Here is a 17366-nt window from a genome sequence, read left to right as displayed (position 1 = left end):
CGCAGGCGCGGTCCCGCACCAATACGAGACAGGCTGTTTCAGCAGCCCCGTCGTCACCCAGGGAACGGTGACGCTGCGTAGGTTCTCCCTACCCAATAGGCCGGCTTTTACGAATTGACCCAAAGTGCCTCCTCCCACGACTCTCAATCCATCGGTGCAGATCAGGGTTCGACCTTCACGTTGAGCATTCGGTGGGCATTTTCATTTTTTTATCGAGCGCAGTGACGATGACTTTCAACTGGAATTACATGTTTGGTTTGCTGGCCGATGCCGAGTTCTGGCGGGCGACATGGACGGTCATCCAACTCAGTTCGTTGACCTGGGTGTTGAGCATCGCGCTGGGCTTCCTGCTGGCCCTGGCCAAGCAATCCAGACATGCGCTGATCAGCCTGCCGGCGCGGGGCTACATCTGGTTGTTCCGCAGCCTGCCGCTGCTGGTGCTGCTGATTTTCATCTACAACCTGCCGCAAGCGATTCCTGCCACTTCGGTGATCCTGGCGGACCCGTTCTGGGCCGGCCTGCTGGCCCTGGTGATCTGCGAAACCGCCTATGTGGCGGAGATTCACCGGGGCGGCCTGCTGTCGATTCCCAAAGGGCAGGGCGAGGCTGCGCGGGCACTGGGGCTGAAGTTTTTCGGGATCCAGTGGCGGGTGGTGATTCCGCAGGCATTGCGGGTGGCGCTGCCGTCGCTGGCCAACGAATACATCTCCATCGTCAAGCTCACGTCATTGGTGTCGGTGATCTCGCTGACCGAAATTCTGATGGTCGGCCAGCGCCTGTATTCGCAGAACTTCCTGGTGATCGAGACGATGGCGGCGGTGGCGTTTTTCTACGTATTCATCGTCACGGTGTTCGACTTCCTGCTCAAGCGCCTGGAGCGTTTTCTCGACGTCAACCAGCGCAACGTTTCCCGGGTGCCCGATGCAGAAGTGCTGGCACTGGCGACCCAACAGCGTGTCGCCCTGCAGCGCCCGGTCAGCACCGAAGGCCCGGCACTCCAGGCTTCCCGGCTGCACAAAGCCTACAACGATGTGGAGGTGTTGGGCTCGGTCAACCTGCAGATTCAGCCCGGTGAAGTGGTGTCGGTGATCGGGCCTTCGGGCTCCGGCAAAACCACCCTGATTCGCCTGCTCAATGGGCTTGAGCAACTGGATAACGGCGAGATCAGAATCAACGGACAGCCGTTCATTCACCTGGACAAGGTCGGCGCGCAAAAGCCGCAGTACGTGGAGCACGCCGAGCATCGCCTGAACATCGGCATGGTGTTCCAGAGCTTCAACCTGTTCCCGCATTTGAGCGTGCTCGACAACCTGCTGATGGCGCCGAAGTACCACCGCCTAGGGCGCGTCGAAGAGCTGAAGCAGCAGGCCTACGCGCTGCTGCACAAGGTCGGCATGCTCGACCACGCCTGGAAATATCCGCACCAGTTGTCTGGTGGCCAACAGCAACGCGTGGCCATTGCCCGCGCCCTGATGATGCGCCCGCAAATCATGCTGTTTGACGAGCCCACCTCGGCCCTGGACCCGGAAAAAGTCAACGAAGTCCTGCAAGTCATCGAAGCCCTGGCCCAGGAGGGCATCACCATGGTGATCGTCACCCATGAGATGAATTTCGCGTTCAAGGTCTCCGACCGGATCGTGTTCATGGAGAAGGGCCGGGTGGTCTGCGATGACACGCCGCACGCGTTGCGCAGCGGCGAGAACCCACGTGTGGAGGCGTTCCTCAAGGACGTCTCGCTGGCGTGACCCCCTTAACGTTCGAGCGACAAGAGAGCGACACCATGATCGAGCAAGCGCAAATTGAACAGTTCCACCGGGACGGCTTTCTGGTGGTGCAAGACGTGTTGTCGACTGAAGAAGTCGCTGCATTGCAACACGACTTCGACCAGTGGGTAGAAGACAGCCGCAGCCACGACCAGGGCTGGGGGGAAACGGTGGATGGCCGTGCGCGTTTCGACCTCGAGGGCGACCATCGCCCGGATCATCCCTCGTTGCGGCGGGTGAGTTCGCCCACCGAGATTTCGCCGGCGTACCAGCGTGTGGCATTGCAATCGCGGATGGCAGCGATTTCCGCGCAATTGATCGGGGGCGGCGGCACGCGTTTTCATCACAGCAAGATCAACTCGAAACTCCCCCACACCGCCACCCAGGTGAAGTGGCACCAGGACTTCCTGTTCACGCCTCACAGCAACGACGACATCGTCACGGCCTTGCTGATGGTCAGCGAAGTCACGCCGCAAAATGGCCCGTTGAATGTGATCCCCGGCAGCCACAAAGGCCCGCTGTGGTCCCACTGGCACAACCAGCGTTTCACCGGTTCGGTGGACGACACCGTAGTCGACGACCTGTGCCAGAGCCCGGTGGCCTGTTACGGCCCGGCCGGTTCCGTGTGCTTCATGCACACCCGTCTTTTGCATGCTTCAAGCCCTAACGAGACCGAACTGCCGCGCACCCTGTTCATCAGCGTCTACGCCGCTGAAGACGCGCTGCCATTCGGCGAAAACCCGCTGCCCAGCGCGCACGCCGGCCTGATGGTGGCCGGTGCAGAAAGTGGCCTGGTGCGTTCCACGGAAAACCACCTGCGCTTGCCGCAGAAGCCCCGTGGCGCCTCTTTCTTTGTGCAACAGGCCGGCCAGGACTCAGTCACTGCCTAACCTCCTTCTCACCTTGCAGGGTATTACCATGACAGCGTTTCAGATGATTGCTCGCCCAATTGCCGTGTGCCTGCTGGGCGCTGCGGTTGCAATGACGTCGTTGGCGGCGTCGGCTTTCCAGAAAGACGGGAAAATTGTCGCCGGTTCCGACGTGACCTTCTTTCCCTATGAATACATGGACAACAACAAGCCCGCAGGCTTTGACATTGAGTTCATGGACGGCCTGGCCAAGACCATGGGCCGCACCGTCGAGACCCTCGACACGCGCTTCCCCAACCTGATTACGGGCTTGCAGGCAGGGCGGTTCGACGTGACCAACTCGTCGATGTACATCACCGCCGAGCGGGTGAAAGTCATCGACATGATTCCCTACCTCAAGAGCGGTGAATCGATCCTGACCCTCAAGGGCAGCGACTTCCAGCCCAAGACCCCGGAAGAATTCTGCGGCCACAAGATCGGCTCCATGGGCGCCACGTCCTGGCTGGCGCAGATGCACAAACTGTCGGATGAGTACTGTGTGAAGAAAGGCCTGAAGCCGATCGCGATCAGTGAGTACAGCACCGACCCGCAAACCACCCAGGCGCTGCTGGCCCATGCGGTTGAGGCACAGATTACCGACGCCGCCGTGGCCCGTGGCGCGGTGGAAAAACTCGGCGGCCGCGTGGTGATTTCTTCCGACACCTTGATCTACCCGGTGCTGAACGGCTTCGGCGTGAAGAAGGGCAATGACGAGGTCAAGAACGCATTGATCGAAGGCCTCAAGAAGTTCAGCGCCACCCCTGAATACGCAGCCTTGCTCAAGAAATACAACTTCCAGGCACCTACCGAGGCCGACATCGCCGAGCTGATGCCGAAGTCCTGATCACAAGCGTGCTCACTTAACGGTACGCACCGAACCTGTGGCGACCGAGCTTGTTGTGGCGAGGGAGCTTGCTCCCGCTGGGCCGCGAAGCGGCCTCTTCGCGTTATCCAAGCGAATGGGACTGCTGCGCAGTCCAGCGCGAGCAAGCTCGCTCGCCACAATAAACCCCTCGCCATCCAATTGCCCTGCGGAGAAAGCTACATGGCGTTATCACTTGAAGAGCAAACCCGCATCGACCTGGCGGCGACCTTTCGCATCGTTGCGCACCTTGGCATGCATGAGGCGGTGGCCAACCATTTCAGCGCGGCGGTATCCGCCGACGGCAAGCAGTTTTTGCTCAACCCGAAGTGGAAGCACTTCTCGCGTATCCGCGCCAGTGACCTGTTGCTGCTGAACGCCGACGACGCCTCGGGCGCCGACCATCCCGACGTGGACGCCACCGCCTGGTCGATCCACGGGCAGATTCACCGGTTGTTGCCACACACCCGCGCCGTGCTGCACCTGCACCCGGTGTACACCACGGCGGTTGCCTGCCTGGCCAAGCCGCATATCCCTGCGATTGACCAGAACACCGCACGCTATTTCAATCGCGTGGCGGTGGACGAACTGTACGGCGGCATGGCCGACACCGAGGCCGAAGGCGAGCGCCTCGCCGGGTTGCTGGACGGCAAGAGTCGCTTGTTGATGGGCAACCATGGGGTAATGGTCACGGCCACGTCCATCGGTGAGGCCTTCGACGATATCTGGACCCTGGAGCGCGCTTGCCAGATCCTCGTTACGGCATGGTCCACCGGCCAGCCACTGCGGGTACTGTCTGACGAAGTGGCCGAAAAAACCGCGCGCGGCTGGGAAGGCATCACGGATTTCTCGCAACGGCATTTTGAAGAAATGAAGCAGCTGATGATCGACGCCGACCCGTCGCTGCTCGACTGATTTGATCCTTTAGAGACAGGAATTGCCATGACCTTTTCGGTTGTCGCCCGCTGTGCCGAAACCGGGCAGCTGGGTATCGCTATCAGCTCGTCGAGTATTGCCGTGGGGGCCCGTTGCCCGTGGCTACGCCCGGGTGTGGGCGCGGTGGCGTCGCAGAACATCACGTTGCCGGCACTCGGCCCGCACACCCTGGACCTGTTGGCCGAGGGCATGGCACCGAGTGACGCGCTGGCGACCGTGCTCACCCCGCAAAGCCACAGCGAATATCGCCAGGTGACGGCCATTGATAGCACGGGCAGAACCGCGCACTTCAGCGGCGCGCAGACCCTGGGCATTCACCACGCGGTCAGCGGTGAACAATGCGTGGCGGCCGGGAACATGCTGGCCAATACCGGGGTGATCGAAGCCATGGTGCGCGCCTTCGAAGACACTCCAGGGCACCTCGCCGACCGACTGCTCGCCGCGATGCAGGCGGGTGTGACGGGAGGAGGAGAGGCGGGGCCGGTGCACTCTGCCGCGATGGTGGTGGTCGGTGATCACCTGTGGCCCATCGTCAACCTGCGGGTGGACTGGGCCGACGCAAACCCCATCGGCGAACTTGAGCAACTCTGGCAGGCCTATCGCGGGCAAATGCAGGACTACATCGACCGCGCCATCAACCCCCAGTTTGCCCCGGGTTATGCGGTGCCGGGAGATGACCGATGAGCCAGAGCCGCGACCTGCTGGCGCAACTGGTCAGCTTCGACACCACCAGCCGTGAATCGAACCTGGCGCTGATCGACTTCGTACGCAATTACCTGCAGCACCATGGCGTGAGCTGCGAGCTGTTGTTCAACGAGCACAAGAGCAAGGCCAACCTGCTGGCGACCATCGGCCCGGCGGACGTGCCGGGCATCGTGCTGTCCGGCCACACCGACGTGGTGCCCGTGGATGGCCAGCGCTGGGGCGTTGCACCGTTCGAGCTGACCGAAAAGGACGGCAAGTTGTACGGTCGTGGCACTGCCGACATGAAAGGCTATATCGCCTGTGTGCTGGCCAGCGTCCCGGCGTTGGTACAGGTACCGCTGCGCATGCCGGTGCATATCGCGCTGTCTTACGATGAAGAGGTGGGCTGCCTGGGCGTGCGCTCGCTGATCGAAGCGTTCCACGCCAAGCCGGTCAAGCCGTTGCTGTGCGTGATCGGCGAACCCACTGAACTCAAGCCGGTGCTGGGCCACAAGGGCAAGCTGGCGATGCGTTGCGAAGTGCATGGCGCGGCGTGCCATTCGGCGTATGCCCCGTCGGGGGTGAACGCCATCGAATATGCCGCGCGGTTGATCATCGAGCTGGGCCGGCTGGGTGAAGAACTCAAGGCGCCGCATCACCATAACGTGAGTTTTGATCCACCTTTCTCCACCGTGCAAACCGGCATGATCGCCGGCGGCAAGGCACTCAATATTGTCCCGCAAAACTGCAGCTTCGACTTTGAAGTGCGCTCGCTGCCGGCGCAGGATCCCTGGCACGTCGCGGACCAATTGCGTGGTTACGCCGAGCACACGTTATTGCCGGCGATGCAGGCAGTCAGTGAGCAGTGCGCGATCCACTTCAGCGAGCTGTCGAGCTACCCGGGGTTGTCGACAGCGGTGGAGAGCCAGGCGGCTGAATGGGTTGCCGAATTCTGCGGCTCGAAGGCCTTCGGCACCGTGGCGTTCGGCAGCGAAGGCGGGCTGTTTGACCAGGCGGGCATTCCCACCGTGGTGTGCGGGCCCGGCAGCATGGACCAGGGGCACAAGCCCGATGAATTCATCAGCGTCGCGCAACTTGAGGCCTGTGACCGGATGCTGGAGCGGGTGTTGGCTTTTGTCAGCCAGTAATCTGACTCCCCCCACCTATTCAGCAACACTAACCCTGTGGTGAGGGAGCTTGCTCCCGCTGGGCTGTGCAGCAGCCCCAAAACAGGCACAGGTGTTCTCTCAAGGAAATACCGTTTGCAGGATTCAGGGCTGCTTCGCACCCCAGCGGGAGCAAGCTCCCTCGCCACAGAGGGTTACCGTTCTGCCACCGGTGCTGAGTGCTTTTGCCCCATTTTTGCGCACGCCCCGCAGATTGTTCAACGACACCCCGCCTAATCTGCGGCCTCCCTGCGGCGGTCCGTTTCTTGCTTGAGCCAGCTTAATCAATGACATGGCATTTTGCCGTCAGTCATTTCAAAGCTTGATTCGCCGCTGAGGCGAGTGGTTCTAGGAGTAGTCGGACATGCAAAGCCTTTTGTCGCCGGGAATCCGCCTGCTCGGACGTTTCGGATTTGCGCGCAAGTTCCAGATCCTGTTTTTCCTGTTCATGCTGCCCCTGGCCGGCAGCTTGTGGATGATCGCCCAGGAGTACCGCACCCAACTGACGGTGATTTCCAATGAGCAATCCGGCGTACGCGAACTGCTGGCCCTGGATACCCTGGACGCCCAGCTGACCGCCCAGCGCAACCTGGCGGCGCGCTGGAAAGCCGCCGACATCCTCCACGACCAGACACCCGCCGCCAAAGCCGCAATGACCGCGGTCGACACCAACTTTCCGCTGATCCAGCAGAGCGTGCAGGCCCTGGGCGAGGCCCTGAAAGCCCAGAGCGCCAGCGCCGACACCCTCGCGCGCTTCGACGCGTTGCAGGCTTCGGTCACGGGCATGGACTCCCAGGCCCTGCGTACCGTGGGCTGGTGGCCGGATGGCTACGACCGCTTCACGTCGGCGCTGAGCGCCATGCAAGCCTTGCGCGAGCAGATCACCATGGACGCGGGCCTGATCCTCGATCCGTGGCTTGAAACCTACTTGCTGATGCAGATTTCCACCCAGCAGACGCCCGACCTGATCGAGCGCATCGGGCGCATGGCGAGCGTCGGCCAGTCGTCCATCGCCTCGGGGCAGTTCACCCTGCAAAGCCGTTTGCAGATGCGCGACCTGCGCGGGCGCATCGGTGATGCCCGGGACCAGTTGGTCAAGGCCGCCGCCTCCCTCAAGGCCAAGCAATACCCGGGGCTGCAACCCTGGATCGCGCAATACGACGACAGCTTGCAACAGCTGGACAACGAGCTCAAAGCCCTGGACGAAGGCGTGTTTGGCGGCACCATCAAGCTCGACACCACCGCCTTCGAACGCAGTGTGGATGGCATGCTCGGCACCCTGGGCGCGCTGCGCAAGCAGTCGTTGACCTCGCTGGACGCGCGCCTGGGTTACTACCGCGACCGCTCCCTCAAACAGTTCATCCCGGTGGCGGTGACGTTCAGCGTGCTGGCGTTGGCGGCGTTGTACCTGTTCGTGTGCTTGCAGGCCTCGATCCGCCGCAGCGCCAGTGGCATCACCACCCTGGCCGAGTCCCTGCGCGACGGCAATCTGTGCGTCGAGGTAGCGGTGGAAGGCCGCGACGAACTGGCCGCGATCAGTACCGCGCTCAACGTGGCGGTGGTGCAGTTGCGCACCAGCTTGCTGGGGGTGAACCACGAGACGCAGCAGCTCGGCTCGGCGGTGCTGACGCTCAACTCGCAATCGGGCAGCACGCTGACCGAAGTGGAAGACCAGCAACAGCAAATCAGCCAGATCGCAGCGGCCGCCACGCAGTTGGCGGCCACCTCCATGGGCGTCGCCAAAAGCTGCGAGCAGGCGTCCGGCAGCGCGCAGAAAACCCGGCAGATCGCCGAGGACAGCAGCCGCGACAGCCAGCGCACCACCGCCAGCATTCAACAGCTCAACCAGCGGTTGACCGACACCTCCGACGCACTGGAGCGCGTCAGCCAGCAGGGGCAGCAGATTCAGTCGGTGGTCGACACCATTCGCGGCATCGCCGAGCAGACCAACCTGCTGGCGCTGAACGCCGCCATTGAAGCGGCGCGGGCCGGCGAACAGGGTCGGGGTTTTGCGGTGGTGGCGGATGAAGTGCGCAGCCTGTCACAGCGCACCCAGGCGTCCACGGCGCAGATCGCCGGGACAGTAGACAGCTTGCGCTCGACGGTGAGCCAGGCGGTCACGCTGATGGGCGCGGCCTGTGAGCAGGCGGTGACCGATGCCGAGTCGGTCACCGGCCTTGGCCATCGGCTGGGCGAGATCGCCAGCGCCGTGCAGAGCGTCACCGATACCCTGGCGCAGATCGCCACGGCGGTGGAGGAGCAGGCAGCGACGGCGGATGAAGTCAGCGGCAATATCCAGCAGGTCGACCAGGCCGCCGGGCGCTTGCTCGACGGCGCGCGAGCGGTGAATCAGGCGGCGGACATGTTGAGCAAGGGCAGCCGGGCGCTGAGCGACAACACGGCGCGGTTCCAGCTGCGTTGAGGGTGTGTTGCCAGGGCAACTGTGGTATTCAGCACGCTCCCATTCGTCGAGCCAGGGACTTTATCGATGATTTCCGACCCGTTCCGTATTCCAACCGATGCTGAAATCGAGAAGGCCGCCAGCAACCTGAACTTCCCGTTTCCGGCCGCCTACATCGAGTTTCTCAAGGGCGGAAGCGATGTTGCCAATGCGACGTTTGAACCGGCGGTGATCCTGCCGGGCACGAGCCATCTCGACTTGTTCGAAATCGCCCAGACCGCCTGGAACCAAATGGGCGTTCCAAAGGACTGGCTGCCGTTCATTGAAGACAATGGCGACTACTTCTGCGTGTCACACCTGGGGCAGGTTCGGTACTGGTCGCACAATGGCCCGACGAATGAGCGCTGGCCGAACTTTTCGGCGTGGTTTCAGCAGGTGTGCGTGGCGTGTGAATAAGCGGGCTGCTTTCGAGGCGCGGCCGGAATGCCTTATCATGAGTTTCCATTCATAAAGGGCGGGTGACCGCCCCGAGAAGCGCTGCCATGAGAGACCTGCCACCCACCTCGACATTGCGCGCCTTCGAGGTTGCGACACGGCACGCTACCTTCACCTCGGCCTCGGAAGAGCTGCATGTCACCCAAAGTGCCGTCAGCCATCAACTCAAGCACCTCGAAGAACTCTGGGGGTTGCAGCTGTTCCAGCGGGGCAAGTCACTCAGCCTGACACCTGCCGGGGCGGCCCTTGCGCCGATCGTGCGTGAGTTCTTCATGAACCTCGAGGCCACACTGGCGGACCTGCGCGAGCAAAAGGGCCGGGTGCGGCTCAAGGTCAGCACCACCTATTCCTTCGCGCTGAAATGGCTGCTGCCACGGTTGCCGAGCCTGGCCCAGCGGCATCCGGAAATCCTGGTCACGCTGGACTCCAGTGACAAAGCCATCAACTTCTCTAGTACAGAGGCAGATGTGGCGATCCGCTTCGGCAACGGCAATTACCCGGCCCTGTACTCGGAGTTCCTGTTCCGGGAGCAGATCTTTCCGGTGGCGAGCCCTGACCTTTTGAGCCGTTTTGGCAGGCCGCGCACGCCTGCCGAATTGCTGCGCTATCCCTTGCTGACGCGAGACGGCGCCGACCTGGTGCCGAAATGGGAAGTCTGGTTCCAGCACGTCGGGCTGGGCATTTCGCCGCTCAAGGAGAGCGTCCGGTTTGCTGATACCAACATGACGATCGAGGCCGCCTTGCTCGGCCAGGGCATTGCGTTGGCGCGCAGCGGGCATGTGGAATCCGAGCTGAGCGATGGGCGCCTGGTCAAGCTGTTCGATGTGCCGTTCCCGTCCCCGGTTGCCTATTATTTTGTGTGCCCCAAAGGCCTTGAATCCCGGCCGCACATCGTCAGTTTCCGAGAATGGCTGATGCAGGAGGCCACGAGCGCCGGGCTCGCTTACGAATGAAGCATGAGGATTTGCTCATTCTTCGATGAGAAGACTTCGTTTCAGTTAACGCGCCCGATTGCTTAGGATGGGCGCATGCCTTATCACATCATTCTCCTGGTTCTCTTCGCCGCCTTACTGCATGCCAGTTGGAACGCGCTGCTGCGTGGCGGCGCCGACCGGCTCTGGTCGATGACGGTCATGTGCCTGGCAGTGGCCATCGCCAGTGTCGCCGTCGCGGTGTTCCTGCAGCCACCGGCCCCCGCCAGCTGGTTTTATGTGGTGCTGTCAGCGGTACTGCACGTTGGCTACAACCTGTTCCTGGTGCGCAGCTACAAGGTGGGCGACCTGGGGCAGACCTACCCGATTTCCCGCGGCTCCTCGCCGGTGCTGATCACCCTTGGCGCGGCGGTGTTTGCCGGGGAGAGCGTGTCGGCCGGTGCGCTGCTGGGCATTGCCCTGGTGTCGGGCGGGATCATTTCCCTGGCGTTCAGGGGGCGCCGGCTGGCTATCCCGAGCCTGCCATACGCCCTGGGCACCGGCTGTTTCATTGCCGCCTACAGCGTGACCGACGGCATCGGTGCGCGCCTGTCCGGCGCCCCGATGGCCTATACGGTGTGGATGTGCGCCTTGTGGGGCGTGCTGATGCCGGCGGTGTATATCGGCCTGCGCGGGCCGAAGAGTCTGTTCAGCCTGCGGCCTGGCTTCTTCACCGCGTTTGCCGGCGGGCTGGTGTCGCTCCTGGCCTACGGGATCATCATCTACGCCATGGCCGGTGCACCCATGGGCGCAGTGTCGGCACTGCGCGAGACCAGCGTGTTGTTCGCGGCGCTGATCGGCTACTTCTTCCTGGGCGAGACATTGACGGTTCGAAAGGTCCTGGCGTGCGTGGTGATTGCCACCGGCACCCTCCTGATCGGCTGACACCCGGTAAAGCATTTCCCACCACCACATGAGGTTCGCTCAATGGATACCGTCCCGCAGGCACCGCTGATTCTGATTACGGGTGGAAGTCGTGGCGTTGGCGCCGCCACCGCGCGGCTGGCTGCCGCACAAGGATATGACGTGGCGATCAGCTTCGTTTCCGACGAGCCTGCCGCCCTCGCGGTGGTGGCTGATGTCGAAGCGGTCGGGCGCCGGGGGTTGGCGGTGCGCGCCGACAGCGCTGACCCGGAGCAGGTCATTCAACTGTTTGCCGCGATCGACCGGGAATTTGGTCGCATCGATGTGCTGGTCAACAACGCCGGGATCAACGCCTTGCAGTCCCGGGTAGAGGACCTGGCGTTCGAACGGATGCAGCGGATTTTTGCGGTCAACGCGATCGGTCCGATGCTGTGTGCCCAGCAAGCGGTGAAGCGCATGTCGTTTCGTCACAACGGCCGGGGCGGGTCGGTGATCAATCTCTCATCGGCCTCGGCCAGGCTCGGCAGCCCCAATGAATACGTCGACTACGCGGCGTCGAAGGGTGCGCTTGAGACCTTTACCATCGGGTTTGCCAAGGAAGTCGCCCGGGAGGGAATACGCGTCAACTGTATTCGTCCCGGGCATATCTACACCGATATTCACGCCAGCGGCGGGGAGCCGGGGCGGGTTGACCGCGTGAAGGATTCGATCCCCATGGGCCGGGGCGGTCAGCCCGAAGAAGTGGCGCGGGCGATCCTGTGGCTGGCCGGCGCCGAGGCGTCCTTCATCACGGGAACGTTCCTGGATGTGACTGGCGGCAAGTGATCAGCGCACCACCTCCAGGGCGGTGATTTCGTACACGTCATGATCGGCGCCGGAGGTTGACTCCAGTGTCATGGCGAAGCCCAGGTCTTCGATAAAGACACTGGAGGTGCGGTTATCCCCCTGGACACACGCCAGCTTGATGGCGTCACCCGGCAGCGAGGCAAATACCTGGCGGGCAGGCATGCGTTCGCCCACGGTGCATTCCAGGCGAGTCTTGAAGGGCTCGTCGTTGGCCTTGGCCGGCACATGCTTCATGAGCATTCGTGCACTGAGGGTCTGGCCCGGGTTCCAGTTTTGGGGCGCCTTGAATTCCAGTTCGCTGGTTTGCAGCACGCTGTCATCGCCGAGGCCGACCATCTTCGCCTTCAACTGGACAAGGTCGGCCTTGGTCAGGCGCTCGACGTGGAAGCTGCCGTATTGCTCGGTTTTGCTCATCAGCCCGCTTTCGGTCTTGAGCACAATCGAAACCGGGCTCGACTTGCGGGTTCCGCCCGGTTTGTTCACGTAGGTGTAGCTCAAGGTTTTGAATTTCGGCGCCAGCAGCGCCGAGTCAAGTTTCTTCAGAATGTCCTGGGGCACGGGAACATCGCCGATCGCCGTTTCCAGGCGCGTTTGCGGGTATTCGGCGGGCGGAATGTCCGGGCGCAATTGCACCAGCAGCGCGGCGTCGACGGCACCTTGCACCGAGCAGCTCAGGCGGGTTTGTGCGCCTTCCGGTTCCAGCAGCAGTACGCGCTCCACACGCGACTTGCCGGGAGCGACGCCGGGCATCGGCTCGATGCTCAGCCAGTTGTCGCGAAACCGCAGTTCGCTGCGCACGTAAGCGGTGTCGATTTTCTTCAGAAGGGCCGGTTTTTCCAGCAGCGGGCTGAGGCGTTTGGCAACGTCATCCGGGCTGCCATCCACCATGAAGCCCCAGTAGAAGTAGTAGCCGGCGTTGCCCAGGTTGGTGCTCTCGTCGAAATAGGACAGCAGCTTTATTCCGGCGACGGGGGGCAGGTCGCGCAGGGCCACCGTGTTGCCGGAACGGCTGCTGCGGTTGGCCACCGGAATCCACGCGGCATCCTTATCCTGCTTCAGCGGTGCGTAGGCTTTCCAGGCATCGCTGTGGGCCTTGAGGCTGGAAAAGAAGCTGGCGTCACACCGGCTGAAGGCCTTGAGGGTGTCGTCCAGGGCGGCATCGCCTGCATGGGCAATGGACGGAAGCAGCAAGGCAGAGGCGAGAAGGGGCAGCAATTTCATCGAGCAAGATTTCCGTATCGTTGGCTGGGCGTGTGATCACGCGGGGGCCATTATCCAGAACTTGCGCGCTTCCCTCTACTTATCCTTCATCGCCTCGTGCCTGAGCCTAGCCAGTGGCGTTGAGCTTGACTTGCTCTTTCGCCAGTTTCACCACGTTCTCCAGGGTAAAGCCGAACTTGGCCTGCAACTTGGACAGCGGAGCCGAGGCGCCAAAGCTGTTCATCACCACTTTCGCCCCGGTCTGCCCCACGTAGCGATCCCAGCCCAGTGGGCCTGCCTGTTCCACCACCAACCGGGCTTTCACCGTGGGCGGCAATACGCTGTCGCGGTAGGCCTGGTCCTGTTCTTCGAACAACTCCCAGCTCGGCATCGACACCACTTGTGCCGCCACGCCCTCGGATTTCAGCTGCTCATAGGCGTCTACGGCCAGGCTGACCTCACTGCCGGTGGCGATCAGGATCACCTGGGGCTTCTCGGCGCCGGCCAACACATAGGCACCACGGGACGTGCCCGAGGCGGCGGCGTATTGCGTGCGGTCCAGGGTCGGCAGATTTTGCCGCGACAGCACCACGCACGTCGGCCGATGGGTCTGGGCCAGGGCGATTTTCCAGGCTTCCAGGGTTTCATTTGCGTCACCCGGGCGCAGGGTCAGCAGGCCCGGTGTGGCGCGCAGTTGGGTCAGGTGTTCGATGGGCTGGTGCGTAGGGCCGTCTTCGCCGACGCCAATCGAGTCGTGGGTAAACACGAACACCACCGGCAGCTCCATGATTGCTGCGAGGCGAATCGGCGGTTTCATGTAGTCGCTGAACACCAGGAAGGTCGAGGTGTAGGGCCGCAGGTACGACAGCGCCATGCCGTTGGCAATCGCGCCCATGGCATGCTCGCGAATACCGAAGTGCAGGTTGCGCCCGCCGTAGTTCTCGGCGCTGAAACGCCCGGCGCTATCGAAGGTCAGGTTGGTCTTGGTGGAGGGCGACAGGTCTGCCGAGCCCCCCAGCAGCCACGGGATCTGCTGGGCAAACGCATTCAACACCTCACCACCGGCGGCGCGGCTGGCAACGCCCTTGGCATCTGCGGCAAAGCTCGGCAGTTGGTCCTGCCAATGCTCGGGCATTTCGCCGGCGCGCATGCGCCGCAGTTCATCAGCCAGTTCCGGCTCGTACTGTTCCAGGTGGGACAGGGTGTGTATCCATTGCTCATACAGCGGCTTGCTGCGCGCAAGCAGCGCATCCCGCAGGACCGTGCGCGCTTCGTCCGGCACCAGGAAGCTTGAGTCTTCGGGCCAGCCGTAGGCGGCTTTGGTCAGGCGGATTTCTTCTTCGCCCAAGGGTTCGCCGTGGGCCGAAGCGGTGTTGTGTTTGTGGGGCGAGCCGTAGCCGATCACGCTGTCGACCACGATCAGGGTCGGGGCGCCGGTGTTTTTCTGGAAGGTACTCAGGGCCTCGCTCAGGGCCGTCAGGTCATTGGCGTCGGTAACGTGCAACGTGTGCCAGCCATAGGCCTGGAAGCGCTTGATCACGTCCTCGCTGAAGGCCAGTTCGGTGTGGCCTTCGATGCTGATGGTGTTGTTGTCGTAGATCCAGCACAGGTTATCCAGCTTCAAGTGCCCGGCCATGGACGCGGCCTCGCTGCTGATGCCTTCCATCATGTCGCCGTCGCCGCACAGGGTGTACACGTTGTAGTCGAACAGCACCTGGTCGTCACGGTTGAAACGCTTGGCCAGCCAACGCTCGGCCATGGCCATGCCGACGCTGTTGGCGCAGCCCTGGCCGAGTGGCCCGGTGGTGGTTTCCACGCCGGTGGTTATGCGGTACTCGGGGTGGCCCGGGGTTTTCGAACTCATCTGCCGGAACTGCTTGATGTCATCCAGGCTGATCGCCGGCTCGCCGGAGCGCTTGCCGTGGGCGTCAATCTCCACCACGCCCGCCAGGTGCAACAGCGAATACAACAGCATCGAGGCATGGCCCACCGACAACACGAAACGGTCGCGGTTGGGCCAGTCGGGGTGCTCGGGGTGATACCGCAGGAAGCGGCTCCACAGGGTGTAGCCGACGGGCGCCAGGCCCATAGGCGTGCCGGGGTGGCCGGAATTGGCCTTCTGCACGGCGTCCATGGCCAGGGTACGGATAGTGTTGATGCACTGGGTGTCGACAGCGTTGGCAGCGTGATTCATGGAACCTGTTCTCCATCGGGTGACGATCTACAGTGGAGGGCAGGGTGGGCCAAAGGTTTTATGAAATCGTCTGCCCAGCGACGAACGGGGATTCAAACGCGACAGGTTGATCTCAAACATGACAAGAGCCCGTCGGATGGGCTAGCTTCAAAGGGCATTCAGTCAATGATCAACTTGCGGAGGTACTCCATGCCAGTGAAACACGACCTGTATCAGGACCTGACTTTCACCAAGGAAGACATTCAAAAGCGCAGGGCGGGCGACAACTACCTGGATTCGCTGCTGCACCAATACGACAGCGCCGACAAGGAGGTGCTGGAGCTTGAGTCTTCAAGCGGCGGCGATGAGGAGTTGGAAAAACTGAAGAAGAAACGCCTGTTGATCAAAGACAAGATCGTCGAGCAACTGGAGAAAGCGGCGGCCAGGTAGAAGATTTGTTCAGAATTGCCTGAAAGACAGCGACGCCGTCGCTGCCTATCATGCCAATCGTTCGCCCGGCACTGGGGCTCTTAGACGGCGCATGGAATGCGCTGTGGCCGGGCGAACTCTCTTTTTCAAGCCAGCAGCGCGCGGGTGCATTCGTCAATCGAGCGCTGCTGGGTTTCCCCGTACAACGTCAACTCGTCGATGGTCTGGCGGCCCAGGGCCTTTTCAAATTCGGCCTGGTTCGCGTTGGCCGCGTAGTGACTTTGCGCCGCATCCCCCAGGTTCGACTGGAAAATCCCCGCCGCACTCACCGGCAGAAAATCTTCATACACCAGGGGCTCTACGTCCACGTGGCCGGCGGCGATCCATGCGTCCAGGGTGGCGGCCTTGTGCTGCGCGGCCAAGCCTTTTTCGGTCACGAAATAGCGGAAGTACGCCAGTTCCTGTTCGCGCATCTGCCGGTGATCGTCGGGAAACGCCTGGAAGTGTTGTTCCATCAATTCGGTGTAGCGCCCGGCGTTGGCTTCATTCGGAAACGCCCCCAGTTCATCCCGCGCCGCATTCAGCAGTTGGTCGTACAGCGCCCGGCCCTTGGGGGTGAGCGCCACGCCGCGTTGTTCGATTTCGCCGAAGCGTGCGCTGTGGCTGCCCTTGGCATCTGTAAAGGCAATCGCCTCGTCGAGGGCCTTGAAGCTGGTCTGGCGCAGCAGGATCGGGCACTGGCGGCGGGGCGGCCCTTCGATCACGGCCTTGGGGGTAATGCCTTTGCCAGGCATCGCGGCCTGTACCTGGTCGATGTCCAGGGTGCGCGGCGTCAAGTGGTTGATGTGCGGGCCCTTGAACGCCACCACGTCGGCGATCAGCCGGTGCTGGTCGCTCAGTTGCTGGTATTGGGCGGCGGTGACGGTGGCGGTGTGGTGCCAGCGGAAGGTTTCCAGGGCTTGCCGGATAAACTCCTCGGCGTGAGCGGCGTCGAGGCCGCCATCGGTTTCCGCTTGTTGAATCAGCTCCAAGGCGCGCGGGGTGAAGATCGATCGTTTGGCCAGGGCGGATTGGGCGAAGGCGCGCAGTTCAGGGTTTTCGATCAGTTCCAGGCGCAGCAGGGAGGTGAACACCCGGAACGGACTGGTTTGCAGGGCGCTTTCGTGCACGGCGCGAAAGGCCGTGGAATGTACGGGGACGCCGGCGGGCGTGAGGTCGTAATAGCCCACCGGCTGCATGCCCATCACCGCAAACAGGCGGCTGATGGTCGCCAGTTCTTCAGCGGTGCCCAGGCGGATGGCGCCGTGGCGCTCCATGTCCAGGCGCTGGATTTCCCCGGTGCGCTGCAGTTGGTGAGCCAGCCCGGTATCGGTGTTGAGCACCCGGGCATTGGTCTCGGCCACCAGTTCCATCAACGCGCCGTACAGCGGCACTTCATCGCGGTACATGTCGGACATGGCCTTGGAGAAGCCTTTGCGAATGTCGTCAGGGCTGACAGGGCGGGCGGTGGGCATAGAAAAATTCCTGGCGGCTATAGAGATAAAATGCACGGTGGGTTGATTTTGTTGGGCCTGCCACGGCCTTGCAAACGAAGAATCCTCTGGACTTCATTCTACAAATGAATGAGCGGGATGTTATTAGCTTCACGTGCATCTCACCGCCGATGGG

15 protein-coding genes are annotated in these 17366 nt (G+C 62.4%); 12 read left to right on the top strand and 3 right to left on the bottom strand.

All coding sequences use genetic code 11. From position 1 onward, the window contains the following. Positions 1–227: 227 nt before the first annotated feature. From P3C29_RS16935 to P3C29_RS16885, 11 genes are all read left to right on the top strand, one after another. The gene (locus P3C29_RS16935) at positions 228–1745 is read left to right on the top strand and encodes an amino acid ABC transporter permease/ATP-binding protein (protein WP_275964962.1); all 1518 of its coding nucleotides are present in this window, start codon (positions 228–230) and stop codon (positions 1743–1745) included. A 35-nt stretch (positions 1746–1780) separates the two neighbouring features. Continuing rightward, positions 1781–2653 carry a phytanoyl-CoA dioxygenase family protein gene (locus P3C29_RS16930; protein ID WP_275965012.1) on the top strand — a complete coding sequence of 291 codons (873 nt, stop codon included), beginning with the start codon at positions 1781–1783 and terminating at the stop codon, positions 2651–2653. A 28-nt stretch (positions 2654–2681) separates the two neighbouring features. Then, positions 2682–3515, top strand: coding sequence for an ABC transporter substrate-binding protein (locus P3C29_RS16925; RefSeq protein ID WP_275964961.1), 834 nt, complete (start codon positions 2682–2684; stop codon positions 3513–3515). A 201-nt stretch (positions 3516–3716) separates the two neighbouring features. Beyond that, positions 3717–4448 (top strand): class II aldolase and adducin N-terminal domain-containing protein, encoded by a 732-nt coding sequence (locus P3C29_RS16920; RefSeq protein ID WP_275964960.1) that lies wholly within the window; start codon positions 3717–3719, stop codon positions 4446–4448. 27 nt (positions 4449–4475) lie between these two features. Beyond that, the gene (locus P3C29_RS16915; RefSeq protein WP_275964959.1) at positions 4476–5153 is read left to right on the top strand and encodes a DUF1028 domain-containing protein; all 678 of its coding nucleotides are present in this window, start codon (positions 4476–4478) and stop codon (positions 5151–5153) included. Beyond that, the gene (gene argE / locus P3C29_RS16910; RefSeq protein WP_275964958.1) at positions 5150–6301 is read left to right on the top strand and encodes an acetylornithine deacetylase; all 1152 of its coding nucleotides are present in this window, start codon (positions 5150–5152) and stop codon (positions 6299–6301) included. Before P3C29_RS16915 ends, argE begins: the two co-directional genes overlap by 4 nt. A gap of 382 nt (positions 6302–6683) precedes the next feature. Continuing rightward, positions 6684–8741, top strand: a complete 2058-nt coding sequence (locus P3C29_RS16905; protein ID WP_275964957.1) for a methyl-accepting chemotaxis protein — start codon at positions 6684–6686, stop codon at positions 8739–8741. A 66-nt stretch (positions 8742–8807) separates the two neighbouring features. Then, positions 8808–9176 (top strand): SMI1/KNR4 family protein, encoded by a 369-nt coding sequence (locus tag P3C29_RS16900; protein WP_201124568.1) that lies wholly within the window; start codon positions 8808–8810, stop codon positions 9174–9176. A gap of 86 nt (positions 9177–9262) precedes the next feature. Beyond that, a complete protein-coding gene (gene gcvA / locus P3C29_RS16895) occupies positions 9263–10168 on the top strand; it encodes a transcriptional regulator GcvA (RefSeq protein ID WP_010172063.1) in 906 nt (301 codons plus the stop codon). A 75-nt stretch (positions 10169–10243) separates the two neighbouring features. Next, entirely contained in the window at positions 10244–11071 is an 828-nt protein-coding gene (locus P3C29_RS16890) for a DMT family transporter (RefSeq protein WP_275964956.1), read from the top strand. A 42-nt stretch (positions 11072–11113) separates the two neighbouring features. Beyond that, on the top strand, positions 11114–11875 hold the full coding sequence (locus tag P3C29_RS16885) for an SDR family oxidoreductase (protein WP_169388895.1): 762 nt from the start codon (positions 11114–11116) through the stop codon (positions 11873–11875). Here the strand turns inward: P3C29_RS16885 and P3C29_RS16880 are convergent, their stop codons facing one another. Together P3C29_RS16880 and tkt are read right to left on the bottom strand one after the other, a co-directional pair. Further along, positions 11876–13117 (bottom strand): hypothetical protein, encoded by a 1242-nt coding sequence (locus P3C29_RS16880; RefSeq protein ID WP_275964955.1) that lies wholly within the window; start codon positions 13115–13117, stop codon positions 11876–11878. A 106-nt stretch (positions 13118–13223) separates the two neighbouring features. Beyond that, entirely contained in the window at positions 13224–15290 is a 2067-nt protein-coding gene (gene tkt, locus P3C29_RS16875; RefSeq protein WP_275964954.1) for a transketolase, read from the bottom strand. Positions 15291–15479: 189 nt separating this feature from the next. Between tkt and P3C29_RS16870 the strand changes: the two genes are divergently transcribed. After that, positions 15480–15719, top strand: a complete 240-nt coding sequence (locus P3C29_RS16870; RefSeq protein ID WP_201124566.1) for a DUF465 domain-containing protein — start codon at positions 15480–15482, stop codon at positions 15717–15719. A 125-nt stretch (positions 15720–15844) separates the two neighbouring features. Here the strand turns inward: P3C29_RS16870 and P3C29_RS16865 are convergent, their stop codons facing one another. After that, entirely contained in the window at positions 15845–17212 is a 1368-nt protein-coding gene (locus P3C29_RS16865) for a VOC family protein (RefSeq protein ID WP_201124565.1), read from the bottom strand. Positions 17213–17366 lie beyond the last annotated feature (154 nt).

Source organism: Pseudomonas sp. 1912-s, assembly GCF_029269205.1.
Classification (GTDB): domain Bacteria; phylum Pseudomonadota; class Gammaproteobacteria; order Pseudomonadales; family Pseudomonadaceae; genus Aquipseudomonas.
Note: the sequence above shows the minus strand (reverse complement) of the source record. Positions and strands in the feature narration are given on the sequence as shown.